27 protein-coding genes and 1 tRNA gene are annotated in these 23,886 nt (G+C 71.8%); 17 read left to right on the top strand and 11 right to left on the bottom strand.

All coding sequences use genetic code 11. From position 1 onward, the window contains the following. The first annotated feature begins 24 nt into the window (after nt 1-24). From ACPPVS_RS16830 to ACPPVS_RS16820, 3 genes are all read left to right on the top strand, one after another. A complete protein-coding gene (locus ACPPVS_RS16830; RefSeq protein ID WP_426593377.1) occupies nt 25-2,244 on the top strand; it encodes a DNA polymerase III subunit gamma and tau in 2,220 nt (739 codons plus the stop codon). 102 nt (nt 2,245-2,346) lie between these two features. After that, nucleotides 2,347-2,946, top strand: a complete 600-nt coding sequence (recR, locus tag ACPPVS_RS16825) for a recombination mediator RecR (RefSeq protein ID WP_426593376.1) — start codon at nt 2,347-2,349, stop codon at nt 2,944-2,946. A gap of 15 nt (nt 2,947-2,961) precedes the next feature. Then, complete coding sequence (locus ACPPVS_RS16820; RefSeq protein WP_426593375.1) at nt 2,962-3,540, top strand: DUF5063 domain-containing protein; 579 nt, start codon at nt 2,962-2,964, stop codon at nt 3,538-3,540. 24 nt (nt 3,541-3,564) lie between these two features. On the opposite strand, the gene ACPPVS_RS16815 is transcribed toward ACPPVS_RS16820, so the two are convergent. Together ACPPVS_RS16815 and ACPPVS_RS16810 are read right to left on the bottom strand one after the other, a co-directional pair. Then, complete coding sequence (locus ACPPVS_RS16815) at nt 3,565-4,638, bottom strand: ABC transporter permease (RefSeq protein ID WP_426593374.1); 1,074 nt, start codon at nt 4,636-4,638, stop codon at nt 3,565-3,567. Next, nucleotides 4,635-5,543: an ABC transporter ATP-binding protein gene (locus ACPPVS_RS16810; RefSeq protein ID WP_426593373.1), complete on the bottom strand. Its 909-nt coding sequence runs from the start codon at nt 5,541-5,543 to the stop codon at nt 4,635-4,637. The genes ACPPVS_RS16815 and ACPPVS_RS16810 overlap by 4 nt, the downstream gene beginning before the upstream one ends. A gap of 149 nt (nt 5,544-5,692) precedes the next feature. Between ACPPVS_RS16810 and ACPPVS_RS16805 the strand changes: the two genes are divergently transcribed. From ACPPVS_RS16805 to ACPPVS_RS16770, 8 genes are all read left to right on the top strand, one after another. Then, entirely contained in the window at nt 5,693-6,967 is a 1,275-nt protein-coding gene (locus ACPPVS_RS16805) for an aspartate kinase (protein ID WP_426593372.1), read from the top strand. Between the two features lie 5 nt (nt 6,968-6,972). Further along, the gene (locus tag ACPPVS_RS16800) at nt 6,973-8,022 is read left to right on the top strand and encodes an aspartate-semialdehyde dehydrogenase (RefSeq protein WP_426593371.1); all 1,050 of its coding nucleotides are present in this window, start codon (nt 6,973-6,975) and stop codon (nt 8,020-8,022) included. Nucleotides 8,023-8,143: 121 nt separating this feature from the next. After that, nucleotides 8,144-8,503 carry a GntR family transcriptional regulator gene (locus ACPPVS_RS16795; protein WP_426593370.1) on the top strand — a complete coding sequence of 120 codons (360 nt, stop codon included), beginning with the start codon at nt 8,144-8,146 and terminating at the stop codon, nt 8,501-8,503. Beyond that, on the top strand, nt 8,500-9,384 hold the full coding sequence (locus tag ACPPVS_RS16790) for an ATP-binding cassette domain-containing protein (RefSeq protein WP_426593369.1): 885 nt from the start codon (nt 8,500-8,502) through the stop codon (nt 9,382-9,384). The genes ACPPVS_RS16795 and ACPPVS_RS16790 overlap by 4 nt, the downstream gene beginning before the upstream one ends. Further along, nucleotides 9,381-10,103 (top strand): hypothetical protein, encoded by a 723-nt coding sequence (locus tag ACPPVS_RS16785; protein WP_426593368.1) that lies wholly within the window; start codon nt 9,381-9,383, stop codon nt 10,101-10,103. Before ACPPVS_RS16790 ends, ACPPVS_RS16785 begins: the two co-directional genes overlap by 4 nt. 72 nt (nt 10,104-10,175) lie before the next feature. Further along, on the top strand, nt 10,176-11,513 hold the full coding sequence (locus ACPPVS_RS16780; protein WP_426593367.1) for a sensor domain-containing protein: 1,338 nt from the start codon (nt 10,176-10,178) through the stop codon (nt 11,511-11,513). Further along, nucleotides 11,501-12,163, top strand: coding sequence for a response regulator (locus tag ACPPVS_RS16775; RefSeq protein WP_426593366.1), 663 nt, complete (start codon nt 11,501-11,503; stop codon nt 12,161-12,163). The genes ACPPVS_RS16780 and ACPPVS_RS16775 overlap by 13 nt, the downstream gene beginning before the upstream one ends. Next, nucleotides 12,160-13,014, top strand: coding sequence for a DUF4097 family beta strand repeat-containing protein (locus ACPPVS_RS16770; protein WP_426593365.1), 855 nt, complete (start codon nt 12,160-12,162; stop codon nt 13,012-13,014). Before ACPPVS_RS16775 ends, ACPPVS_RS16770 begins: the two co-directional genes overlap by 4 nt. 7 nt (nt 13,015-13,021) lie before the next feature. On the opposite strand, the gene ACPPVS_RS16765 is transcribed toward ACPPVS_RS16770, so the two are convergent. The 4 genes from ACPPVS_RS16765 to ACPPVS_RS16750 form a co-directional block, all read right to left on the bottom strand. Next, the gene (locus ACPPVS_RS16765; protein ID WP_426593364.1) at nt 13,022-13,546 is read right to left on the bottom strand and encodes a GNAT family N-acetyltransferase; all 525 of its coding nucleotides are present in this window, start codon (nt 13,544-13,546) and stop codon (nt 13,022-13,024) included. A 211-nt stretch (nt 13,547-13,757) separates the two neighbouring features. Beyond that, on the bottom strand, nt 13,758-14,168 hold the full coding sequence (locus ACPPVS_RS16760) for a PIN domain nuclease (protein WP_426593363.1): 411 nt from the start codon (nt 14,166-14,168) through the stop codon (nt 13,758-13,760). Beyond that, on the bottom strand, nt 14,165-14,386 hold the full coding sequence (locus ACPPVS_RS16755) for an antitoxin (RefSeq protein ID WP_426593362.1): 222 nt from the start codon (nt 14,384-14,386) through the stop codon (nt 14,165-14,167). The genes ACPPVS_RS16760 and ACPPVS_RS16755 overlap by 4 nt, the downstream gene beginning before the upstream one ends. A 165-nt stretch (nt 14,387-14,551) precedes the next feature. Continuing rightward, entirely contained in the window at nt 14,552-15,058 is a 507-nt protein-coding gene (locus tag ACPPVS_RS16750; RefSeq protein ID WP_426593361.1) for a SecDF P1 head subdomain-containing protein, read from the bottom strand. Nucleotides 15,059-15,612: 554 nt separating this feature from the next. Here ACPPVS_RS16750 and ACPPVS_RS16745 point away from each other — a divergent pair. From ACPPVS_RS16745 to ACPPVS_RS16735, 3 genes are all read left to right on the top strand, one after another. Next, the gene (locus ACPPVS_RS16745) at nt 15,613-16,014 is read left to right on the top strand and encodes a GNAT family N-acetyltransferase (RefSeq protein ID WP_426593360.1); all 402 of its coding nucleotides are present in this window, start codon (nt 15,613-15,615) and stop codon (nt 16,012-16,014) included. 782 nt (nt 16,015-16,796) lie between these two features. Beyond that, the gene (locus ACPPVS_RS16740) at nt 16,797-17,381 is read left to right on the top strand and encodes a hypothetical protein (RefSeq protein WP_426593359.1); all 585 of its coding nucleotides are present in this window, start codon (nt 16,797-16,799) and stop codon (nt 17,379-17,381) included. 21 nt (nt 17,382-17,402) lie between these two features. Next, nucleotides 17,403-17,591 (top strand): hypothetical protein, encoded by a 189-nt coding sequence (locus tag ACPPVS_RS16735; RefSeq protein ID WP_426593358.1) that lies wholly within the window; start codon nt 17,403-17,405, stop codon nt 17,589-17,591. A gap of 69 nt (nt 17,592-17,660) precedes the next feature. Here the strand turns inward: ACPPVS_RS16735 and ACPPVS_RS16730 are convergent. From ACPPVS_RS16730 to ACPPVS_RS16720, 3 genes are all read right to left on the bottom strand, one after another. Then, nucleotides 17,661-17,734 (bottom strand) — tRNA-Pro (locus tag ACPPVS_RS16730). Between the two features lie 111 nt (nt 17,735-17,845). Further along, the gene (locus ACPPVS_RS16725) at nt 17,846-18,790 is read right to left on the bottom strand and encodes a metallophosphoesterase (protein WP_426593357.1); all 945 of its coding nucleotides are present in this window, start codon (nt 18,788-18,790) and stop codon (nt 17,846-17,848) included. Beyond that, the gene (locus ACPPVS_RS16720) at nt 18,787-21,258 is read right to left on the bottom strand and encodes a penicillin-binding protein (protein WP_426593356.1); all 2,472 of its coding nucleotides are present in this window, start codon (nt 21,256-21,258) and stop codon (nt 18,787-18,789) included. The genes ACPPVS_RS16725 and ACPPVS_RS16720 overlap by 4 nt, the downstream gene beginning before the upstream one ends. A 357-nt stretch (nt 21,259-21,615) precedes the next feature. On the opposite strand from ACPPVS_RS16720, the gene ACPPVS_RS16715 reads away from it, so the two are divergent. From ACPPVS_RS16715 to ACPPVS_RS16705, 3 genes are read left to right on the top strand one after another with little or no spacing between them, the layout of a single operon-like run. After that, nucleotides 21,616-21,909 carry a WhiB family transcriptional regulator gene (locus tag ACPPVS_RS16715; RefSeq protein ID WP_426593355.1) on the top strand — a complete coding sequence of 98 codons (294 nt, stop codon included), beginning with the start codon at nt 21,616-21,618 and terminating at the stop codon, nt 21,907-21,909. 38 nt (nt 21,910-21,947) lie between these two features. Next, complete coding sequence (locus ACPPVS_RS16710; RefSeq protein ID WP_155856117.1) at nt 21,948-22,106, top strand: DUF4177 domain-containing protein; 159 nt, start codon at nt 21,948-21,950, stop codon at nt 22,104-22,106. Next, nucleotides 22,106-22,579, top strand: coding sequence for a RidA family protein (locus ACPPVS_RS16705; RefSeq protein ID WP_426593354.1), 474 nt, complete (start codon nt 22,106-22,108; stop codon nt 22,577-22,579). The genes ACPPVS_RS16710 and ACPPVS_RS16705 overlap by 1 nt, the downstream gene beginning before the upstream one ends. Here the strand turns inward: ACPPVS_RS16705 and ACPPVS_RS16700 are convergent. Both ACPPVS_RS16700 and ACPPVS_RS16695 read right to left on the bottom strand, forming a co-directional pair. Then, nucleotides 22,576-23,253, bottom strand: a complete 678-nt coding sequence (locus ACPPVS_RS16700; protein ID WP_426593353.1) for a Crp/Fnr family transcriptional regulator — start codon at nt 23,251-23,253, stop codon at nt 22,576-22,578. The genes ACPPVS_RS16705 and ACPPVS_RS16700 overlap by 4 nt on opposite strands. Before the next feature lie 117 nt (nt 23,254-23,370). Continuing rightward, a complete protein-coding gene (locus ACPPVS_RS16695) occupies nt 23,371-23,784 on the bottom strand; it encodes a hypothetical protein (protein ID WP_426593352.1) in 414 nt (137 codons plus the stop codon). Nucleotides 23,785-23,886 lie beyond the last annotated feature (102 nt).

Genomic DNA, 23,886 nt, shown 5'->3' with positions numbered 1-23,886 from the left:
GTGCGGGCGTCTAGGGTTCGTGGCGTGAGCACAGCCCTGTACCGGCGGTACCGGCCCGAGAACTTCGCCGAGGTGATCGGGCAGGACCACGTCACCGCACCCCTGCGGCAGGCGCTGCGCAGCGGCCAGGTGAACCACGCGTACCTGTTCTCCGGCCCGCGCGGCTGCGGCAAGACGACGTCCGCGCGCATCCTCGCCCGCATCCTCAACTGCGCGCAGAACACCGAGGAGCACCCCACCGACACCCCGTGCGACGTGTGCGAGTCGTGCGTGGAGCTGGCGCGCGGCGGGCCGGGCAGCCTCGATGTGGTGGAGATCGACGCGGCCAGCCACGGCGGCGTGGACGACGCCCGCGAGCTGCGGGAGCGCGCCACGTTCGCCCCCGCGCGCGACCGGTACAAGGTGTTCATCCTCGACGAGGCCCACATGGTGTCCAACCAGGGCTTCAACGCGCTGCTCAAGATCGTCGAGGAGCCGCCGCCGCACATCAAGTTCATCTTCGCGACGACGGAGCCCGACAAGGTCATCGGCACCATCCGCTCGCGCACGCACCACTACCCCTTCCGCCTCGTGCCGCCGGACGTCCTGGTCCCGTACCTGCAGCAGCTCTGCGACTCCGAGGGCGTGCAGGTGGCGTCCGGCGTGCTCCCGCTCGTCGTGCGCGCGGGCGGCGGATCCGTGCGCGACACCTTGTCCGTGCTCGACCAGCTGATCGCCGGGTCCGGCGGGGCCGAGCTCGCCTACGAGGGCGCCGCGGACCTGCTCGGGTACACGCAGGCCTCGCTGCTCGACGACGTCGTCGAGGCCGTCGCCGCTCGCGACGGTGCGTCCGCGTTCCGGGTGGTCGACCGCGTCATCTCGACCGGCCACGAGCCGCGCCGGTTCGTCGAGGACGTGCTCGAACGCTTCCGCGACCTCATCGTCATCGCCGCGTCCGGCGACGCGGCCGAGGCCGCCCTGCGTGACGTGCCGTCCGACCAGCTGACCCGCATGCGCCTGCAGGCCGGGCACCTCGGGGCCTCGGAGCTGTCGCGGTCGGCGGACCTGGCCAACGCCGCGCTCACCGAGATGACGGGCGCGACCTCCCCGCGCCTGCACCTCGAGCTCCTCATGGCCCGGCTGCTCCTGCCGGCTGCCGAGGACACGCGCTCGTCGGTCGGCGCACGGCTCGACCGCCTCGAGCGCGGGCTGCCGGCCGACGGGGTCCGTGTGCCGGTCGCGACGACGCAAGCGCCGCGCCCAGCCGAGCCCGCGCCGGTCACGCGCCCCATCCCGCCCGCGCCGGTCGCGCAGCCCGTCCCGCCCGCGCCGGTCGCGCAGGCGGCCGACCCACTGCCCGTCGCGGCAGCACCCGCAACACCAATGGTCGCCGCGTCAGTGCCCGCCGTGCAGACGGTCGTCGAACCCGACCCGGTCGCGGTGGACGTCGAGCTCGAACCGGTCGCGATCGAGTCCGACCCTGCCGTCGGGCCCGTCGGCACGCCTGAGCCCGAACGGTCCACACCCAGCACCGACACCGACGCGGCGCCGGCCCTCGCGGTCGCGGAACCCCCGCCCGTCGCTCCGCCTGTCGTCGCAGCGGCTGCCCACGGCACCGGTCAGGAGACCGAGGTCATCCGTCGGCGCTGGCCCGAGGTGCTCGAGACGGTCAAGGGCCTGCGTCGCGTGACGTGGGCGCTGATCGACCCGCGCAACGCGCAGGTGGCCGACCTCGACGCGACGACCCTGCGGATCGCGTTCGACAACCCCGCGCTCGCGACGACGTTCCGGAACGGCGCGCACGCGGAGGTGGTCGCGCGGGCCGTGCGCGAGACGCTCGGGTTCGACGTCCGCGTCGAGGGGATCCTGACGGAGCAGGCGAACGCGCCCGCGGCCGACGCCGCCCCGACCCGTCCGGTCAACGACCGCGAGAACCCGCGCGCGGTGACCCCGGCCGAGGCGGCCGCCTCCTGGGACGACGAACCACCCGCTCCTGAGCCGCCGCACGACGACACGGGCGAGCCGCCGTACGTGCCGGACGACCTTGATGCCAGCGGCCCGCCGCCCGCCGCGCAGGGCACCGCCCGCGAACGAGGCACGGCCGCGGCCCGCGAGTCGGCGGCGCGCATCGTGCCGGGCGTACCCGACGAGCCGTCGCCGGACGACCCGGAGATCAGCGGCTCGTCGCTGATCGGCGCGCCCCTGGTCGCGCAGATGCTGGGCGGCACGGTCATCGACGAGCAGCTGGACGACGGCTCGGCCTGACCTTCAGTTCACGAGCGGACCGGACGGCCTGTGCCTGCGAAGGCGCGCAGGGCGTCCGCGCGCCCGACGGGTCGGATGCCCTGACCCCGTAGGCTGGCGGACGTGTACGAGGGTGCGGTCCAGGATCTGATCGACGAGCTCGGGCGGTTGCCCGGCGTCGGTCCCAAGAGCGCCCAGCGCATCGCGTTCCACCTGCTCGCGGCCGACCCCGCGGACGTGCGCCGGCTCGCCGACGCGCTCACGGAGGTCAAGCTGCGCGTCGTGTTCTGCGAGATCTGCGGCAACGTCGCGCAGGAGCCGCAGTGCCGCATCTGCCGCGACCCGCGCCGGTCGCTGGCCACGATCTGCGTCGTCGAGGAGCCCAAGGACGTCGTCGCCATCGAGCGGACCCGCGAGTTCCGCGGCCGGTACCACGTGCTCGGTGGGGCCATCAACCCGATCGCCGGCGTCGGCCCGGACGACCTGCGGATCCAGTCGCTGCTGAGCAGGCTGGCCGACGGGACGGTAACCGAGGTGATCCTCGCCACCGACCCGAATGTCGAGGGCGAGGCGACAGCCACCTACCTCGCGCGCATGCTGGTACCGATGGGTCTGACGGTCAGTCGGCTCGCGTCCGGCCTGCCGGTCGGCGGCGACCTGGAGTACGCCGACGAGGTCACACTCGGACGAGCGTTCGAGGGCCGCCGGCGGATCAGCGCCTAGAGGGGGACGAGGACGATGACACCGCACCACACGACGACCGTCGACGCGGACCTGCGGGACATCGCGCTCGCCGTCGCGGACGAGTCCCGCCGGTATCTGAGCACCGTCACCGAGGTCGCCGCCGGCTCGGCCCCGGACGCGGCGCTGCCGCTGCTCCTCCTGGCCGTGAGCGACATCCTCGCGGCCGGCGCACGCCTGGGCGCGACGACGGACGTGGTGCCGCTCGAGCGGTTCGAGCCGGACCTCGGCCCGGACCCGGACGTCGACCCGCTGCGCGCCAACCTGGCCAACGTGTTCGAGGGGATCGACGAGTACGCCGAGGTCATCGACCCCCTGCTGGGCGTCGACATCGAGCGGTCGAGCATCTCCGGCGACCTCGTCGGCATCGCCGGAGCACTGGCCCAGGGCCTGCGGCACTACGAGAGCGGCCACGTGCTCGAAGCCCTGTGGTGGTGGCAGTTCAGCTACCTGTCCGACTGGGGCGAGCGTGCGTCCAGCGTCCTGCGCACGTTGCAGGCGATCCTCGCCCACCTCCGCCTCGACGTGGAGGACGACGTCGCCGCCGAGGCGGAGTACGACGCCCTCCAGCCCTAGGCGGGCCACCCGCGTCCCGCGCGGCTAGGCCACCCGCGTCCCGCGCGGCAGCTTCCTCTGCGGGATCCGCAGGCGCCGGACGGCGATGGTGAATCCCGCGGCGCCGAGCAGCACGTTGGCGCCCAGGCCCCAGTACCAGAACGGCGTCGTGGAGATGTTGTCCTGCACGTCGGCGGGCGGCTGACCGACCAGCCAGCACTCGTCGATCGGCGAGGCCGGCCCCGCGCGCAGGGTGCGCACGCCCTGGCGGATGGCCGAGAGCGGGTCGCGGATCTCGGCGGTCCGGGTGGGGGCCGCCTCGGCGCCGTCGGCCAGGATGACGAACGGGTTGATGCCCAGCAGCCACCACGTGCGCTCGGTGTGGTCCACGGACCGCGTCTGGGTGACGTAGGTGCAGCTGTCGTCGCCCGGTGAGCTCTGGGCGTTCGTGTAGACCGTCACGGACTCCTCGTGCGAGATCGACGGATAGGTCGTCGCGAACAGGATCGGCGTGAGCAGCGTCAGACCCGCGACAGTCAGGAACGTGAGCACCGTCGATCCCGCGGCGCGCGCGCCGAGCGCGGAGTAGCCCAGGCCGATCCCGCAGACGGCCGCGAGCAGGACCGCGATGATCAGGACGACCCGGACCAGCGACATCACGGGGGTGCCGCCCATCGCGAGCGCGAGGACCAGGAACGGCAGGCTCGCGACGAGGAACGCGCACGCGGCCAGCCAGGCCGCGAGGAGCTTGCCCGTGGCGATCTCCGACGGGCTCAGGAGGGTGACCTGCAGCGTCGCCAGCGTTCCGGCGCTGCGGTCACCATTGATCGCGGTCGACGCGAGCGTGGGAGTGACGAGCAGGCCGAGCCCGAGCACCAGGAACGACACGACGGCGAACAAGAGCGGTCCGTTGGACGAGGCGCCCTGGTCGGCGATGGCCGTGAGCGCCCCCGACGCGAGCAGCGTGATGCCGCCGACCACGACGAACCACACGACCAGCGCGACGATCCAGCGCGTGGACCGCACCCGCTGCCGCAGCTCCAGGACCGCGACGGTGCGGACGCCGTGCCACGTGAACCGCCGCGTCGTGGGCGGCGCGTCCAGGGTGTCGAGCGTCATCGCCGCTCCTCCTCGAGAGCCAGGTAGGCGTGCTCGAGCGCACCGCCGACAGGATGCAGCGAGACGATCGGGACGCCGGCGCCGACCGCGTCGGCCACGAGCCGGGCCGCGCCCTCGTCGTCGTCGATCTCCAGCAGCACCGAACCCGGGTGGTCCCCGGGACGCCAGTCGGCGCCGACGGAGGTCAGCCACGCGGGGAGCGCGTCCGTGAGGCCACGCACGTGCCACGTCCGTCGCGACGGTCGGTCCGAGGACGGGACGACCGTCCGGCCGCGGGACAGGAAGACGGCGTCGTCGGCCATCTCCTCCAGCTCCGAGAGCACGTGACTGGAGACGAGCACCGTCGCACCCTCGTCGGCGAGCCGTCGCAGGAGCACGCGCAGGTCCACGCGTGAGCGCGGGTCGAGACCGCTGGCGGGCTCGTCCAGCAGCAGGACGTCGGGGGAGTGCACGAGGGCGCGGGCCAGGCCGAGGCGTTGCTTCTGGCCGCGGGACAGCACGCTGGCGGGTCGGTCGGCGAACTCGGTCAGGTGCACCGTCGCGAGCAGCTCGGCGGCCCGGGCGTCAGCGGCGGGGCGGGAGAGCCGATACGCCGCCCCGAACGTGGTGAGCACCTCGCGGGCGGTCAGCGAGTCCCAGGTGCCGAACGCGTCGGGCATCCACCCGGTCCGGGCCCGGGCCGCCGAGACGTCGTCGAGGCCGGCGATCTGCACCTCGCCGGCGTCCGGGACGAGCAGCCCGGCCAGGATCAGGAGCAGGGTCGTCTTGCCGGAGCCGTTCGGTCCCACCAGCGCGGTGACGGCGCCGGCCCGGGCGGTCAGGTCCACACCGTCGAGGGCCTGCACGCGACCGAACGCGCGGCGCAGGCCGCTGACACGGATGCCTGCGGTGACTTCGTCGTCCATGGCGAAACCGTAGGGCGCGACCGCCCGCCGGCGCGGACAAACCTGTGCAGAGTCTGTGTCGATCCGCCATCTGAAACCGCGTTTCCAGCACGTGAACACCGCCGTACACTCGCCCGGTCCTGTTCCGAGCCCGCGAAAGAGCTCCCCCCGTGGCCCTGATCGTGCAGAAGTACGGCGGTTCCTCCGTCGCCGACGCCGCCAGCATCAAGCGCGTGGCCAAGCGGGTGACCGAGGCCAAGCGTGCCGGGCACGACGTCGTCGTGGTGGTCAGCGCGATGGGCGACACGACGGACGAGCTCATCGACCTGGCGCGCCAGGTGACCCCGCTGCCGCCGCAGCGCGAGATGGACATCCTGCTCACGGCCGGCGAGCGGATCTCGATGTCGCTGCTGGCCATGGCGATCCACAACCTGGGTGTCGACGCCAAGTCGTTCACCGGCCAGCAGGCGGGCGTGCTCACCGACGAGGCCTACGGCAAGGCCCGGATCATCGACGTCACGCCCAGCCGTATCCGGCAGACGATCGCCCAGGGGTCCGTCGCCATCGTCGCCGGGTTCCAGGGCGTGAACCCGTCGACCAACGATGTCACCACCCTCGGCCGCGGCGGCTCGGACACGACGGCGGTCGCGCTCGCGGCGGCCCTGAAGGCGGACGTCTGCGAGATCTACAGCGACGTCGACGGCGTGTTCACCGCCGACCCGCGCATCGTGCCGAGCGCGCGCAAGCTCGACCGCATCGGCTACGACGAGATGCTCGAGATGGCCGCCAGCGGCGCGAAGGTGCTGGTCCTGCGTTGCGTCGAGTACGCGCGTCGCTACTCGGTACCGATCCACGTCCGTTCGTCGTTCAGCACTCATACGGGCACGCTGGTGACCGATGAACCCGCCCCCGAAGGAGATGTTGTGGAGCAGCCGATCATCGCGGGCGTCGCGCACGACCGCAGCGAGGCCAAGATCACCGTGGTCGGCGTCCCCGACGTGCCCGGCAAAGCCGCGCGGATCTTCGAGGTCGTCGCGGGCGCGGGCGTGAACATCGACATGATCGTGCAGAACGTGTCGGCGGCCTCGACCGGCCTGACGGACATCTCCTTCACGCTGCCGGCGACGGACGGGGCGGCCGGGACGGCGGCCCTGACCGAGCACCAGCCCGATATCGGCTTTGCTTCGCTGCAGTACGACGACACGATCGGCAAGCTCTCGCTCATCGGCGCGGGCATGCGGTCGCACCCCGGCGTCTCGGCACGGTTCTTCGCCGCGCTGTCGGATGCGGGCATCAACATCGAGATGATCTCGACGTCGGAGATCCGGATCTCCGTGGTCACCCGCGCCGACTCGCTGGACGAGGCGGTTCGCGCGGTGCACACGGCGTTCGATCTGGACTCCGCGTCGGACGAGGCCGTCGTGTACGGCGGGACGGGACGATAGGCATCATGGGACTCAACATCGCGGTGGTCGGCGCGACCGGTCAGGTCGGCGGCGTCATGCGCCAGCTGCTCGAGGAGCGCGACTTCCCTGTCGACTCCATCCGCTACTTCGCCTCGTCCCGTTCGGCGGGCACGACGCTGCCCTGGAAGGGCGCCGGCGTCGTCGTCGAGGACGTCGAGACCGAGGACCTGTCCGGGATCGACATCGCCCTGTTCTCCGCCGGCGGTGCGGCCTCGAAGATCCACGCCCCGCGGTTCGCCGCGGCCGGCGCGCTGGTCATCGACAACTCCTCCGCGTGGCGTCGCGACCCCGAGGTCCCGCTCATCGTCTCTGAGGTGAACCCGGGCGCTCTGCAGCATGCCGTCAAGGGCATCATCGCCAACCCGAACTGCACCACGATGGCCGCGATGCCGGTGCTCAAGGTCCTGCACGACGAGGCCGGCCTGACCCGCCTGATCGTCTCGACCTACCAGGCCGTCTCCGGCTCGGGCCTCGCGGGTGCCGACGAGCTCGACAGCCAGATCCGCGCCGCGGTCACCCAGGACACCCTGGCCCTGGTGCACGACGGGTCGGCCGTCACGCTGCCGGACCCGGTCAAGTACGTCGCGCCGATCGCGTTCGACGTCATCCCGCTGGCCGGGTCGCTGGTCGACGACGGTTCGTTCGAGACCGACGAGGAGCAGAAGCTGCGGCACGAGTCGCGCAAGATCCTCGACATCCCGGCGCTGCTGGTCTCGGGCACCTGCGTCCGCGTCCCGGTGTTCACGGGGCACTCGCTGTCGATCAACGCGGAGTTCGCCTCCCCGCTGTCCGTCGCGCGCGCCACCGAGCTGCTGTCCGACGCCCCCGGTGTCGAGGTGGTCGGCGTCCCCACCCCGCTGCACGCCGCCGGCAAGGACCCGTCCTTCGTCGGCCGCCTGCGCCAGGACGAGGGTGTGCCGGACGGCCGCGGCCTCGCACTCTTCGTCAGCAACGACAACCTCCGCAAGGGCGCCGCCCTCAACGCGGTCCAGATCGCCGAGCTCGTCGCCGCCCAGCGGCTGACGACGGTCTGACACCGTCCCTCGAACGTCCGCGTCGGTGAGAGCCGACGCGGACGTTTTCGTGCGTGGGTTGTGGTCTTCGGGGTTCTGTGGTTAGTTGGTCAGGTAATGAACCAACGAGGAGGCGATCGGCGTGTTCGACGGACGGGATCCGCTGTACGTGCAGATCGCCGACCAGATCCGCGCCGACGTGCTGTCCGGGGACCTGGGGGCGGAGCAGCAGGTGATGTCGACGACGCAGTACGCCACGACGTTCCGGATCAACCCGGCGACGGCGGCCAAGGCCTTCACGGAGCTGGTGGACGAGGGCGTGCTCTACAAGCGCCGCGGCATCGGCATGTTCGTCGCGCCGGACGCGCGCGACACGCTGCTGGCGCAGGCGCGAGCGGCGTTCTTCGCCGAGGTCGTCGACCCGATGGTCCGCAGGGCGAAGGTCCTGGGCATCCCCGTCGAGGACGTCGTCGAGCACCTGAGGAACGGGGGACCGCGATGAGCGGCATCGGTGTGCAGCTCAGGGACCTGACGGTCCGCTACGGCGAGACGACCGCGCTCGACCGGGTGTCCTTCGACATCCGCGCCGGCGCGATCACGGGGCTGCTCGGGCGCAACGGGTCGGGCAAGACCACGGTGCTGTCGGTCCTGGCGGCGTTCCTGCCCAAGACGTCCGGGACGGTGCTCGTCGACGGCGAGGAGCCGTGGGAGAACGCGCGGACCATGGGCGCGACGATGCTGGTCCGGGAGAGCGGCGAGACGGTCCCGGACCGGCCGATCTCCGAGATGCTGCGGCTGCACGCCGCCCGCCGGGCGACGTTCGACACCGACCTGGCCGAGCAGCTGCTCGACACGTTCGAGCTGAGCCTGCGGGACCGCCCGGACCGGCTGTCGCGCGGCAAGAAGTCCGCGTTCGGGGTGGTCGTCGGCCTGGCGAGCCGGGCGCCCCTGACGCTCCTCGACGAGGTGCACCTGGGCATGGACGCGCCGGCGCGATACGCGTTCTACGACGCCCTGCTGGCCGACTGGCTGGAGCATCCCCGCACGATCGTGCTGTCGAGCCACCTGATCAGCGAGGTCGAGCGGCTGCTCGAGGACGTCGTGGTGCTGGACGGCGGCCGGGTGCTCACCCAGTCGGACGCGGACTCGCTGCGGGCCCGCGGCCTGACGGTGACCGGTCCGTCGGACGCCGTGGACGCCTTCGTCGTGGGCCGCGACGTCGTGGCCCGCCAGCAGCTCGGCTCCACCGCCCAGGCCACGGTGGTCGGCGGCCTTCCCGACGACGAGCGGAACGCGCGCCTCGGCGGGCTCGAGCTCGGACCCGTCCCGCTGCAGGACCTGTTCGTCCATCTGACCGACCACGCGAAGGAGGCTGCGCGATGACCACGACGACGGTCCCGGCGGTCCGGCGCGGCCCCGTCGACCTCACGGCACGGTGGTACCTGGCGGCCCAGCTCCGGGTGGCGCGCTGGTTCTGGGGCATCGGGGCCCTGGTCGCGGCGGTCGCGATCGCGTTCTACGCGACCGTGGCGACGACGGTCGACACGAGCGTCGTGCAGTACGGGATGCAGGCCGCCATCTGGTTCCCGTTCTCCGTCTTCATCGGGCTGACCCTCGCCTACCTGCCCGTGCACGTGGCCTCGGGGCTGACCCGGCGGACCCTGGCGCGCGGTTCGCTGCTGGCGGCGGCCGGCACGACCGGCGTGTACGGCGGCGCCTTCGCGGTCCTGCTGCTCGTCGAGAAGGCCGTCTACGCGGCGTTCGGGTGGCACTGGGCGGTCGGCGGCGTGGCGCCCGGCGCCGTCGCGACTGCCGGCTACATCGGCGCCAACGTCGCCACGTTCCTCGTCTCCAACGTCTCCGGGCTCCTCGTCGGCATGATCTACCTCCGTCTCGGCGGCTGGTGGGGCACCCTCACGCTCCCCGTGACCGTGGGTCCGGTCGTCGCCCTGACCGCCCTGCTGGCACAGGACGCCGGGCCGTGGGGCGACGGGGCCGGTGGGCTGCTGCTGACCTCGGTGCTGGCCCTCGTGGTCGCGGCCGTCATGGCGGTGGTCTACGACCGCCTGACGCGCGGTGCCCGGGTGCCGCCGAAACGGTAGGGCTGACCCCACCACGCGTCCGTGGGTGGGCTGGCTGTCTGGACGGGCGCCCGGACCCCTAGCGTCTGTGTCATGACCTCAGACCTCTCGCCGGGCGCGCAGACCGCCGTGCCCCGGTCCGACGACCTGCGGGTGGTCGCGCCGGCCTTCACCGGGTGGCGTCCCCTGCTGGTCGCACCCGTGTCGGGCGCCACCTGGGTGGGGATCTCGCAGGCCGTGGTCGGCTCGTTCCTGCTCACCGCGGCCGTCGTCGTGGCGTCGGTCGCCCTCTCGCTGGCCCTCAGCCTCGTCGTCCTGTTCGTCGGCATCCCGATGCTCGTCGTCACGCTGCTGGCCGCGCGACCGTTCGCGCGCCTGGAGCGGGCCCGGCTGCTCGCGCAGCTGCAGGTGCGCATCGACGCCCCGACGTACAAGCGGCCGCGCAGGGACGGCTGGTGGGCGTCCTGGATGGCGGTGCTCAGCGACAGCCGTTCCTGGGCGCACCTGGCGTACCTGCTGGTCGGGAGCCTGATCCTGGCGGCCGCGGTCACGATCGTCGCGGTCGGCCTGTCGGGCGCCGTGGCGCTGCTCGCGTTCGCGATCTTCTACAGCGGCTCGGTGTCCACCCCGGTCCCCGTCTCGATCCTGATCGTCTCGGCCGTCGTCGCGGCCTGGGTCGGCGCGCTCGGCGTCCAGGCGGCGTCGTTCGCGCTCGTGCGCACCGCGCGGGCGATGCTGGGACCGTCGCCCCGTGCCGAGGAGGTCCGCGCCGCCCAGGCCCGGGCGGAGGCGGCTGAGGGGCGCGCGGTCGTCCTGACCCAGACCCGTACCGCCGCCGTCGGGGCTGCCGACGAGGAGCGTCGGCGGATCGAGCGCGACCTGCACGACGGCGCGCAGCAGCGCCTGGTGGCCCTGGGCGTGGAGCTCGGGGCCGCGAAGCGCCGTGCGTCCACCGACCCGGAGGCCGCCGCGGCGCTCGAGCACGCGCACCGCGAGGTCAAGGAGACGCTGGCCGAGCTGCGCGACCTCGTGCGCGGCATCCACCCGGCCGTCCTGACCGACCGCGGACTCGACGCAGCGCTGTCCGCGCTCGCCGCCCGCAGCCCGGTCCCGGTCACCGTCGACGTGCCCGGCCCCCTGACCACCGCCAGCACCTCGGCGCAGGCCGCCGCGTACTTCGTCGTCGCCGAGGCCCTGACCAACGCCGCCAAGTACGCGCAGGCGACAAAGGTGACGGTGACCGCGACCATCGTCGGGCCCGACCTGCGCCTCGTGATCGCCGACGACGGGACGGGCGGCGCGACACCGACGCCTGGCAGCGGTCTGGACGGCCTGCGCAGCCGCGTCGCGGCACTGGACGGCACCTTCGACCTGGACAGCCCGGCGGGCGCCGGCACCCGACTCACCGTGGAGGTGCCGTGCGCATCGTGATCGCCGAGGACTCCGTCCTCCTGCTCGACGGCCTGACCCGGCTGCTCGTCGCCGAGGGCCACCAGGTCACCGGCTACAAGACCGCCGACGAGACGGTGGCAGCCCTCGGCCCCGGGGCCGAGCTGCCCGACGTGCTGGTGACCGACGTCCGGATGCCCCCGACCCACACGGACGAGGGCCTGCGGGCCGCCGTGCACCTGCGCAGCCTGCACAAGCGCCTGCCCATCCTCGTGCTCTCGCAGTACGTCGAGCAGCGGTACGCCCAGGAGCTGTTCGCGAGCGACGTGCGCGGTCTGGGGTACGTGCTGAAGGACCGGGTGGCCGACGTCGACGAGTTCCTCGACGCCCTCGGCCGGGTCGCGTCCGGCGGCACGGTCATCGACCCGGACGTCGTCGCCCAGATCCTCGCCCGCACACGCAGGTCGGGTCTGGAGACCCTCACTCCCCGCGAACGCGACGTGCTGGGCCTCATGGCGGAGGGTCGCTCCAACGCGGCCATCGCCGAGCGTCTCGTGGTCGGCCTGCCGGCCGTCGAGAAGCACGTCACGTCGATCCTCACCAAGCTGGGCCTGGCCCAGGACGCCGACGACCACCGTCGCGTGCTGGCGGTGCTCCGCTGGCTCGAGCACGAACCGGGAGACCACTCATGACCGCGACCCTCGACCGTCCGCCGGCGCCGCCGCGTCGTTCCACCCGCGCCCGGGTCCTGGTCTGGACCGGCGCGATCGTCGGCGCCCTCATGCTCGCCTCCGGCGCCTCCAGCCTGCTCGACCTGCTGGTCTTCACCAACGCCGACCCCGCCACCGTCGTCGCGACCGCGTCCTACGACGCAGCGCCGGTGGTCGAGCTGGTGGCCGACGGCGAGGTGACCGTGACCACCGGCGGCCCGAGAGTGGACGTCGAGCGCACGTCGCGCACCGCGTCGGTCAAGGCCACGTACTCCGCCGTCGTGACCGGCGACCGCCTCGTGGTCAAGCACACCTGCGACTGGTGGCGGCCCGGGTTCTGCTCGGCCGGCCTCAAGGTCACGGTTCCCGACGGCACCCAGGTGGTGGTGCGGGCGTCGGACGGCGCCGTGCACGCGACCTCCCTGACCGGCCCGCTGACCGTGCACACCAGCGACGGCGCGTCGACGATCACGCACGTCTCCGGCGACGTGTCGCTGCGGTCCTCGGACGGGCACGCCACGATCACCGACGTCCGCGGCTCCGTCGACGCGCAGACCTCCGACGGCGCGATCACCGTCGACCAGGTGACCGGCTCGGTCACGACACGCACCCGCGACGGGCGGACGACGATCTCCGCGGTCGACGGCAACATCTCGGCGCGCGCCTCCGACGGACCCGTCACGGTCTACGGCAACGGCGCACCCGTGGCGCTGACCATGACCACCGCGGACGGCAAGCAGACCATCGAGGCGCCCACCGACCCGGCCGCACCGGTCAGCGTCACCATCCACACCTCCGACGGCCACGCGAGCTACCTGGGCCCGCGGAGCTGACTCGCCGCTAGGTCTGAACCGCCCGGTCGATCGCGTACACGTGGACCGGGACGCCGCTCGCAGGGACGACGGTGTCCCGGTCCAGGTGCATGCCGAGCTTGGTCATCACCCGCTCGGAGGCCGTGTTCTCCACGTGGCAGACGCTCACCACCCGGTCCAGGCCGGCGTCGTCGAACGCGAACGCCAGGACCGCCCGCGCGCCCTCCGTGGCCAGCCCGCGCCCCCACGCGCCCCGAGCCAGCCGCCAGCCGATCTCGACCGCGGGCATGATCTCGGGCAGGAACGTCGGGACGAGCAGGCCGACCCACCCGATGAGGACGCCGTCCGCCTCCGCCGCGAACGGGCCGTAGCCCCGGTTGGACCACGCCGCAGCGAACCGCGCCAGCGCCATTAGCGTCTGGGCCCGGTCGCGGACGCTGCCGTCGCCGATCCAGCGCATCACCTCGGGGTCCGCGTCGATGGCGGCGAGCGCGTCGAGGTCGTCGTCGCGCCACTGCCGCAGCAGCAGCCGATCCGTGCGCCGCTCGGTCATTCACACCCCCACAACACAACAGCCCGAACCTTGACGGTCCGAGCTGTTGTCGATCACACGGTCGGGGTGGCGGGATTCGAACCCACGACCTCTTCGTCCCGAACGTACCGTACCGCGCGTTTGCCCTGGTCGCGCGGGTCGGCGAGGCGTCTCTGGGGCCATCCGGTGCGCCTTGGGGGTGATTCCGGGGTGAGCGCTGGACCGGGTGTGCTCACTCCACGCGAAGGCGCTCCATCGGTTGGCCGGTGAGGTCGGCGATGAGGTCGAAGTCCTTGTCGAGATGAAGCACCGTGCGCTGGCTGAGCTCGGCCACAGCCGCGATCAGAAGATCGGGGATGGACGGCGCACGGTGCTGGCCGCGCTCGGCCAAGAGGCGCTGCACCGCCACGGCCCGGTCCTCGGCGGCGGGGGTCAGGTACTCCACCGGCATCGACGCTAAGGGCGGCGACCCCAGTGCGCGTCCAAGGTCGCCAGCGGTCCGGGCGGAGTAGCCAGCCTCGAGCAATGTGACGGTGGTGATGGCGACCAGTCCTCGCTCGATCCGGTTGGCCCATTCCTCGGCGTCGACGCTCGAGCCGAGTCGAACGAGCGCGGACTTGTCGATCAGCCAGGAGTCGCTCATGACCAGGCGTTGCCCATGACCGTCTCGTCCGCGAGGTCAGCGACGAGATCTCCGAGCGCACGCAGGTCCGTGACCGTGACCGGTCCGACCGTCCGGCGCGCCTCGCGGTGCAGATGCCGCCGCAGGTACTCGCTGCGTGAGATGCCGAGTCGCGCGGCCTGCTCGTCCAGCAGTGTGAGGTCCTCGGCGGAGAAGTTCCGAATCAAGACGTCGGGCACGGGTCACCTCCTAGATATCTTATGATATCAGCGTCGTGGAGACCCTTCCGGACCACAGGCGCCGACGTGGAAGACCGCAGCGACAAGCACCCGGTCGTGGACTCGGGGATCGCAGCCGTCCGAGTGCCTCGGCTGCGCGCGATCTGCTTGTCCGAGCCGTCGGCGTCAGGACGTGGACGATGCCCCGAGCAAGGCCGCGGCACGGTCTGCGTCGGATGCATTCCCGAAACCGAAGATGAACGTGCCGGTTGTGATGGGGTCATGGACTGTGGCAGCAGAGAGCACCTTCCCGTTGAGGAGGAGTGCCAGCTCCTCGTTGATCGCCTTGCTGGTGACTTCTTTGAGTGTCGTGGCGTCGGCCTTGTCGAACTCGACGCCGACGGCATGTGCCCCCGCCGGGGCATCGCGTGTGACGGCGGTTGGCGTCACAACGCCCAGCGACTCGGCCAGCTCGTAGGTGGTGGTGCCTTCCAGGTCGCAGGCCGTGCCAGGGCCGTCTGCCGTCAGGGGCGGTGCGGTGCAGGCTCCAGCCTCTGTGGATGTCACGAGACGCAATTGCAGCGGCGGTGCGGTCGATCCGTCATGACCATCGGCGTCGTCGGCCGCGCAACCGGTAACCATGAGCGCGGCCGACACCAGAACGGCAAGACGGGCGAACGACTGGGTGCGCATCCGGTCACTGTAGATACCTCCGGGGGGCGCCGAAGGGGCTTTTGCGGAGGACCTGGAAAGGAGAGACTGCGAGGCGGTCAGAGTCTGCCGCTAGCGATTCCAGCCGGGGGCGCCCGGCTGACTCACCGGGGGCGGGGTGTGCCAAGGGATGGGCTCGGCTGCGCGCGGTCGGCTTGCGGCTTCGGCAGGCCGCTCGGCCGCGGCTTGCGGCTTCGGCAGGCCGCTCGGCCGCGGCTTGTGCAGCCCATGCCTGGATGAGCTGTGCCGCCCCGGTCACCGGCAGGGCCTCAATGTTGGGGAGGTCGTGCCGTGCCTGTGCGACGTCGCTGCGCAACCGGGTGAGGCGCGCTTCGACGACGCTGGCCGGCCGGCCGATCCTCCGACAGAGCGCCTCCCGTGCGTCCGCGTCAACAGCGCCAGACGACAAACCGGAGCTCGACCACGTTCCATCGCCAAGCCCAACCGCCGACGTCATCGCCGCCATACGATCACTTGCTATGTCGGTCGATGTCACCGAGGTACAACCGTCCGAGCGAGGCGTTGTCCGTCGTCTCATGGAGTTCTACGCCTATGACTGGTCCGAGTTTGACGACCGGGACGTCGATGAGCACGGCGAGTTCGGCTATCGGTGGCTCGATCACTACTGGACGGATGAGGACCGCCACGCCTTCCTGATCCGTGCCGAGGGGAAGCTGGCCGGCTTCGCGCTCGTGCGCCAGGAGCAGCGAACCGAGATGGCGGAGTTCTTCGTCCTTCGCCGGTACCGTCGTCGCGGAGTGGGCGCTGCTGCCGCCACCGCTCTGTTCCACAGTTACCCGGGCCCGTGGGAGGTGACGCAGCGCCTGACCAATCCGGCGGCCACCGCGTTCTGGAGACGAGCAATCCCGGTCCCCTATGGCGAGACGACGGCCGACGACATGGTGATCCAGACCTTCGAAATCGAAGCCGAGCACTGAGCCGCTGCGGCACTCAGCGGGGATCCACCAACCTTCAAGATCACACGGTGGGCTGGAACTACACGTTGAATCTGGACTCGACCAGGTCGGAGCGTCAGGACCGGCAATTCGGACGAGTTCCGGCAACGGGTGCCTACACGCTCGGACCGAAGTCGTGGTGCGGGCCACGGTCGTGAACCGGCGCGGGCGGGCTCGACCGGTGCGCTCGAGTGTTCGCGGTCTCGTGTGCGGCTTTCGCTGCCTGCTCTGCGTCGGCCCGAGCCGTGCGGTCGCTGATCAGTTGTGCGGCCTCGTGAACGGGGGGGCTTCGATCTCGGCGAGTGAGCGGGAGGCACGTTCTGCGGTGATGTGCCAGTGCGCGGCGCGGTGAGTGATGGTCTGTGGGTGTTGGCCGTCGCCGAGCGACCGGGACAGGGCCCTTCGGGCGACAGCGTGACGTGCGACGAGGTCGTCCAGCAGGCTGGCTGCTTCCGCGGTGCCTCGCTCGGCTTCGAGGACGTGTGGGTCCACGTCGGCGCGCCGTGTGGCGGCGTCCTCGCCCCAGAGGCGCGTCTGCCCCCACGGAGTGGGGAGGGTTCCCCAGCGTCGGAGCACTGTGTCCCGCGCCGCGCGGTAGGCGTCGTCAGCCTCGGCCGCGGCGCGCGTGGCGCCCCTTCGACGGAACCGGCCGGTGTCACGCAGTGCCGCAGCGGCCTCGCGCAGCGACCTCTCGGAGGTGAGGTGTGGGTGCCGTCTGCGATGCACTGGTCGAGTAGTGGTGTGGTGACCTGGTCGCGCACCACGTGGACAGCGGCATCGGTGGCAGCGACCGCGCGGGACTGTCGCTGGAAGTCCGCTGCGTACCCGTCGTGTTGCCGGGACAGTGCGCGTGCCGCGCGCTCCCACCGGTCAGCCTCGGCGGCGGCCGTCCGGATCAACTCGGTCAGCCGCTCCCGCTCGGCGTTGACGAAGGAGACCGGCCCGTCGGCGACCAGCCCGCTGATCGCTTCCCGTGCGGCCAGGCTCGCGCTGATCGGGCCCCGGTCCGCGCGGTCGCGCTGGAGCGCCGCGACGAACTGCTCGCGTGCGTCGTCGAGGTCGTCGGCTATCACGTGCAAGGTGTTCCGTTGCCGGCCGCGGGTCATACCGACGTAGATGCCCGGCGCGTCCAGCGCGTCACTGAGGACCGTGTGCGCCGCCGGCGCCGTCACGCCCTGTGTCCCGTAGGCGGTCGCGGCGTAGGCGAGGTGTGTGTGCTCGGCGACGTACGCGGCGGGGAGCCGGACGGTGTGCGCGTCCCGGCGGTTTCCTGCGTGGGCTGTCGCCCAGACCTCGCCGGTCTCGGTGACTTGCTGGACGCGCCAGGTCTGCCGGTTCGCGACGCCTAGCTCGAGTGGATCCTGCGCGGCGTGCCGCTCACGACCGTGCAGGCGTGGCTGGGCCATGGCTCGATCGAGGTGACGGCACGCTACCTGCATCACCTCGGCGACTCCGCCGACCGGTCCGCGCTCCGGCTCCTCAACGAGTCTTCGGGGGTCGTTCAGGAGGTCCCGACCGCAACTGGAGGTGATTCTGGGGTGATTCTCGGCGGTCTGTGAGGCGCGCAGCCCGGGCATGCAAAAGGCCCCTGTCAGCGTCTCCGCTGGCCAGGGGCCTTCTCCACAGTGTCGGGGTGGCGGGATTCGAACCCACGACCTCTTCGTCCCGAACGAAGCGCGCTACCAAGCTGCGCCACACCCCGTGGAGCCTGGCAAGGATAGCCGACGACACCCCGTGCGACGAAACCGAGAACCGCTGCCGGGCCGGCCGGCCGCCCGACGCCGCGATGTGCCCAGCCCGCGCAACGGGAGGCTCAGGCGGCGACGAGGGTGAGGAGCGTCGCCTCGGGCCGGCACGCGAACCGCACGGGCGCGTAGGGCGAGGTGCCCAGACCGGCCGAGACGTGCATCCACGTCGAGTCGGCGCCACCCGGGCGGTCCGGGCGCGGACCGGGCCACCCGTGCAGGCCCTTGGCCCGGCCTGTGTCGAGGTCGCAGTTGGTCACCAGCGCGCCCCAGAACGGCAGGGCCAGCTGGCCGCCGTGCGTGTGCCCGGCGATGGCCAGGTCGACGTCGTCGGCGTGCATCGCGTCGAGCACGCGCCGGTACGGCGCATGGGTCACGCCGAGCTGCAGGTCCACCGGTGTCGAGCCGGTGCGCGCGTCGTCGTCCCCGCCTGCCTGCGGGTACCGGTCCATGCTGAGGTGCGCGTCGTCGGTGCCGACGAGAGAGAGCACCCGACCGTCGGCCTTGACCACGTCCCGCCGGTTGGTCAGGTCGATCCAGCCGGCCGACCGGAACCGCGACACGAGCTCGCGCCAGGGCAGCTCGGTCGGTGGCGCGGACGGCGTCCGGCGCGCGTCCGGCAACAGGTACCGTGCCGGGTTCTTGGGCGTGGGCGCGACGTAGTCGTTCGAGCCGAGAACGAACGCGCCCGGCACGGCCAGGTGCGGCTCCAGGGCGTGCAGGAGGTCCGGCATGGCGTCGAGGTGGGCCCAGTTGTCGCCGGTGTCCACGACGAGGTGCGGTCGCAGCGACGCCAGGTCGCGCACCCAGTCGACCTTGCGCCGCTGACCCGGGACCAGGTGCAGGTCCGAGAGGTGCAGGATCCGCAGCGGCTCCTGACCGGCCGGCAGTACCGGGACGGTGACCTCGCGCAAGGCGTACCAGCGCACCTCGACGAGCGCCGAGTACGCGAGCGCCGCAGCGCCGGCGACGGCCAGCCCGGCGGCCGTGCGAGCTACCAAGGATGCGGTCACGGGTTCTTTTTTCCTGGCGGTCCCTGCCCTTGCCCTGGCCCTTGTCCCGGCCCCTGTCCTTGCCCTGGGCCGGGCGCGGGGACGACCGTGCTCGGGTCGGGCGGCGGGGCCTGCCCGTTGGAGAGGGTGAGCGTGACGCGGGTACCGCGGGTGGCGCTGCCCGACGGGTCCTGGCTGACCACCGAGCCGGCGGGAAGCGTGGAGGGCACCTGAGCCGGCGCGGTGGCCGGGGTGAACCCGGCGGTCGTCAGGATCTTCTTGGCGTCGGCCTCGGACCTGCCGATCACCGACGGGATCGGGATCTTCTCGCCGACGACGAGCTTCTGGTCGGGCGCGGCAAAGCCGGGGTTGGCGACGCCGTTCAGTGCCTCGACCATGAACCGCTTCCAGGTGGGACCGGCGATCGTCGCGCCGAAGATGGGCCCCCGCGCCGAGCCGTTGATCGGGCCGATGACCTGCTTCGTCTGGTTCGAGTAGCCGACCCAGACCGCGGTCGACAGGAGCGGCGTGTAGCCGACGAACCAGGTGTCCTGGTTCCTGCTCGTCGTTCCGGTCTTGCCGGCCGCGGGGAACGGCGGGGCGCCGACGGACTTCGCGGTGCCCTTCCACACGTTGCTCAGGGCGTAGTTGATCGTGTTCGCGTACTTCGGGTCCAGCTTCGCCTGGCAGTTGGCGGGCGGCACGGCAAGCTGCTTGCCGTCCGTGTCCACGACGCTCACGATCGCGATCGGGGTGCAGTAGGTGCCGCCGGAGGCGAAGGCCGCGAACGAGGCCGCCATGGACAGCGGCGCCACGGAGTCGGTGCCGATGATGTTCGACGGGTTCAGGCCCGGGTCGGTGGACCCGAGGGGCCGGCCCGTCTGGGTGGTGGTCCAGGGCGAGGCGGTGTGCATACCGAGGTCGATCGCGCCCTGCATGATGTTGCACATGTCAAGCTGCGTGCCCATCGTCAGATAGGCGAGGTTGACCGAGTTCTTGGTCGCGTCGAGCACGGACATCATGCCCGAGCCCGGCTCCGCGTTGCCCGGGGTGTACGACGAGTTGATGCCCTTGACGCCGCACGTCGTGAACATGTTGGTGTTGAGCGGCCGTACGGACCCGTTGACCTGGTCGGCGAGGCTGTGCCCCTGCTTCAGCCATTCGAGCAGCGTGAACGGCTTGAACGTCGAACCCGGCGCGAAGCCGCCCGACCCGCCGTAGTCCGAGTCGGTGTTGAAGTTGACCGGCTCGGTCCGGGCCGCGGCGTCACCCACGGGTGCGTAGTCGCGGTTCTGCGCCATCGCGATGATCTTGCCAGTACCCGGTTGGACCGTCACGATCGCGCTGGCGACTCCGGACGGGTCGTGGACGGGGATGCCCGCCTTGACCTCGGTGTCCGCCTCCGCCTGCAGCTTGGGGTCGAGCGTGGTCGTGATGGTCAGGCCACCCTTGTACAGGCGCGCCTGGCGCTCCGCCTTCGTCTTCCCGAAGGTGGGGTCGTTGACGATGACCTTCGTGACGTAGTCGCAGAAGTAGCCGGACCCGGCGACGACCGTGCTGGCGACCGCGCACCCCTGCTTCAGCTCCTGGGGCTTCAGCGTGCTCGCGAGCGGTGTGGCGATGCCCGTCGTGTACTCGGCGTCGGTGATGTAGTGCTGCTCGTCCATGAGCTTCAGCACGATGTTGCGTCGACGCTCGCTGGCCGCCGGGTTCTTGACCGGGTCCCACTTGGTGGGGCTCTGCGTGACGCCGGCGATCGTCGCGGCCTCGAGGTAGGTGAGGTCCTTTGCCGGCTTGCTGAAGTAGTACTGGGCGGCCGACTCGGCGCCGTAGACCTTGATCCCGAACTGCGCGATGTTCAGGTACTTCTCGAGGATCTGGTCCTTCGTGAACTGCTTCTCGAGCGTGATGGCGAGCTTGGCCTCCCGCAGCTTGCGCGCGATGCCCTCGCTACCCGTGGTCCCGCGGGCCTCCTCGAGCGCTGCCTGCCGCGCGGGACCCTCGTCCTTGGCCAGCGCCGCCTCGATGAGCACGTTCTTGACGTACTGCTGGGTGAGCGTCGACGCACCCTGCTGGGCGCCGCCCGACTGGTTGCGGATGAACGCGCGGAGCATGCCCGCGGGGTCGACGCCGGCGTGCTCGTAGAAGCGCTTGTCCTCGGTCGCGATCACGGCGTGCTGCAGCAGGGGGGAGATGTCGGCGAGCGGGACGACCACGCGGTTCTGGTCGTAGAACGTGGCGAGCAGGGTGCCGTCGGACGCCAGGATGTTCGACTTCTCGGGCAGACCAGGCTGGTCGAGCTCGGTGGGCAGGCCGTTGAACGCCTGGGCCGTCACGTCGGTCGCGCCGTTGGCTAGCGCGACGCCCGGCAGGGCCAGCCCCGCCGCGAGGACGCCGCCGATGCCGGCGACCAGCACGAAGGACAACAAGAGGGCCAACGCCTGGAAGGCGTTGACCTGACGGCCGCGCGAGCGCGCAGGGTTCGGCATCCCGTCAGGGTAGTAGGCGGCGCTGGCCTACCCGTCTGGATGCGCGCGACTCGACGTGACCTCCACCGGACCCACACACGAGGGTGACCGCCGACCGAGGGGCCTGTGTCGAGGTTCCAGTGCCCGATCCGACACGTCGGACAGGTCGGGACAGGGTCCGCCCGCCGTCACCCGTGCGCCCCGAACGGGTGACGCGACACGCGTGCCACACCTATTTCCGACATGTTCACGCGTCCAACAGCCGAAACGACCCCTTCGGAGTCTCGCCAGAACGGTCCGCGTACCGCTAGTTTCCCCGCAGGACAGGGGCGCGGCTGCCGGTGCGGCGGCGACCCCTCGGCAGGCAGGGGAGGCTGAGTGACCACGCTCGCGTCGGACGCGCACTGGACCGCACTCGCGGAGTGCGGCACCGGCAAGCTGGCTCCGGATGCTCTGTTCGTCGAGGGCGCTGCCCAGCGCGAGGCGCGCACCGTCTGCACCGCCTGCCCTGTCCGGCTCGCCTGCCTCGCGGACGCCCTGGACAACCGGATGGACTTCGGCGTCTGGGGCGGGATGACCGAGCGCGAGCGCCGGGCGCTCCTGCGCCGTCGGCCCGAGGTGCGCTCGTGGCGGGCCGAGCTCGTCGGGAACGAGCCCGTGCTGCTCGTCTGAGCAGCTGGGCGGAAGCTCCCACCGCTAGGGTGGTCCGCATGGCTACGACGTGGGAGTACGCGACCATTCCGCTCATCATTCATGCCACCAAGGCGATCCTCGACCAGTGGGGTGCCGACGGCTGGGAGCTCGTCCAGGTCGTCCAGGGTCCCGACGCGGGCCTGGTGGCCTACCTGAAGCGGCCCAAGGAGTCCTGATGGGCGCCGCGGCCCGGCTCGCCGCCCTGGGCCTCGAGCTTCCGGTGGTGGCGCCCCCCGTCGCTGCCTACGTGCCGGCGGTGCGGTCGGGGTCGTACGTCTACACGGCCGGTCAGCTGCCGTTCGTCGCCGGGGTGCTGCCCGCCACCGGGAAGGTCGGAGCGGACGTGACCCCCGACGACGCCGTCGGTCTCGCGCGGATCGCCGCGCTGAACGCCCTCGCCGCGGTCGCGGGCCTGCTGGGCGGGGGCGCCGACGCGCTCGACCGGATCGTGCGGGTGGTCAAGGTGGTCGGGTTCGTCGCGAGCGAGCCGACCTTCACGGGTCAGCCCACCGTCGTCAACGGGGCCAGCCTGCTGCTGCACGAGGTGCTCGGCGACGCCGGCATCCACGCGCGGTCGGCCGTCGGCGTCGCGGTGCTGCCGCTCGACTCGCCGGTCGAGGTGGAGATCGTCGTCGAGCTGGGGTCCTAGCGGGCCCTTCGCTCCAAGCGGTCGACATCCAGCAGCACGACCGCGCGACCCTCGCGGCGCACCCAGCCGCGGGCGGCGAAGTCGGCGAGCGCCTTGTTGACCGTCTCGCGCGAGGCGCCGACGAGCTGCGCCAGCTCCTCCTGCGTGAGGTCGTGGGCCACGCGGATGCCCTCGTCGACCTTCTCGCCGAAGCGGGTCGACAGGTCGAGCAGCGCCTTGGCCACCCGGCCGGGGACGTCGGAGAACACCAGGTCGGCCAGCGCCTCGTTGGTACGGCGCAGCCGCCGGGCGAGTGCCTGCAGCAGGTGCTGGGCGACGGTCGGCTTGTCGTGCAGCCAGTGGATCAGGTCGGCGTGACCGAGCTCGAGGACCACGGCGTCCGCGACGACCGTGGCCGTCGCCGTGCGGGGGCCGGGATCGAACAGCGACAGCTCGCCGAACATCTCACCCGGGCCGAGCACGGCCAGCAGGTTCTCGCGTCCGTCGTTCGAGCGTCGACCGAGCTTGATCTTGCCCTCGCGCACCACGTAGAGCCGGTCGCCCGGCTCGCCCTCGTGGAACAGGGTGTCGCCCCGGACGACCTCGATCGCCTTCATCGTCGCGACGAGGGCCTCCGATGCCTCCGGGTCCAGTCCGGCGAACAGCGGGGCCGCGAGCACGATGTCGTCCACCACGATGACACCTCACCTCTCCTGCACAGTCACGCGCGGCGCCACGCTCGTGGCACCCACAGACGAAGGTGGCCGCTGGTCAGCGGCCTGATCCACGCTCAGTCTGCCCCATCGAGGCGGTCAACCGCGGCTCAGGGGCTCCGGGAGGCCCGACAGTGTCGCGCGGGGCTCCTGCGCGAGGCGGGAGATGAGGCGCTCGGTCGCCCGACCGAGGGCGGCCTCGACGCCGTCGCCGTAGCGCGCGAGCTGCTCGTCGAGGGCACGGAGCTCGTCGATGCGCAGACCGTCGACGCCGTTGCTCGTCGCCAGCACCGCTGCGAGGACCGCCGGTCGAGGGACCTCGACGCCGATCTCAGGAGGCAGCTGGAACGCCATGTCCTCGCCGAGCGCCTGGGGCTGCGCCGCGTGCGCCACCGCGAGGTCGAGCTTCGCGCGGACCAGCCGGCGCCACCAGGTGACGCGGGCGTGCTCGGCGCGCAGCGCGCGGCGGTCGAGGCGCAGATCGCGCACCCGGTGCTCCACGGCAGGGATCATGTAGGTGGTCCTCCTCGGGGTTCCGTGTCTGGTTTCGGCCGCATCGCCCGGCACCTTGAGCGCGCCGGTGCCCGGCGGCCCACAGATCACTCCAAGGGAGCA

This window comes from Cellulomonas sp. McL0617, assembly GCF_049994875.1.
In the GTDB taxonomy this organism is placed as follows: Bacteria; Actinomycetota; Actinomycetes; order Actinomycetales; family Cellulomonadaceae; genus Cellulomonas.
Note: the sequence above shows the minus strand (reverse complement) of the source record. Positions and strands in the feature narration are given on the sequence as shown.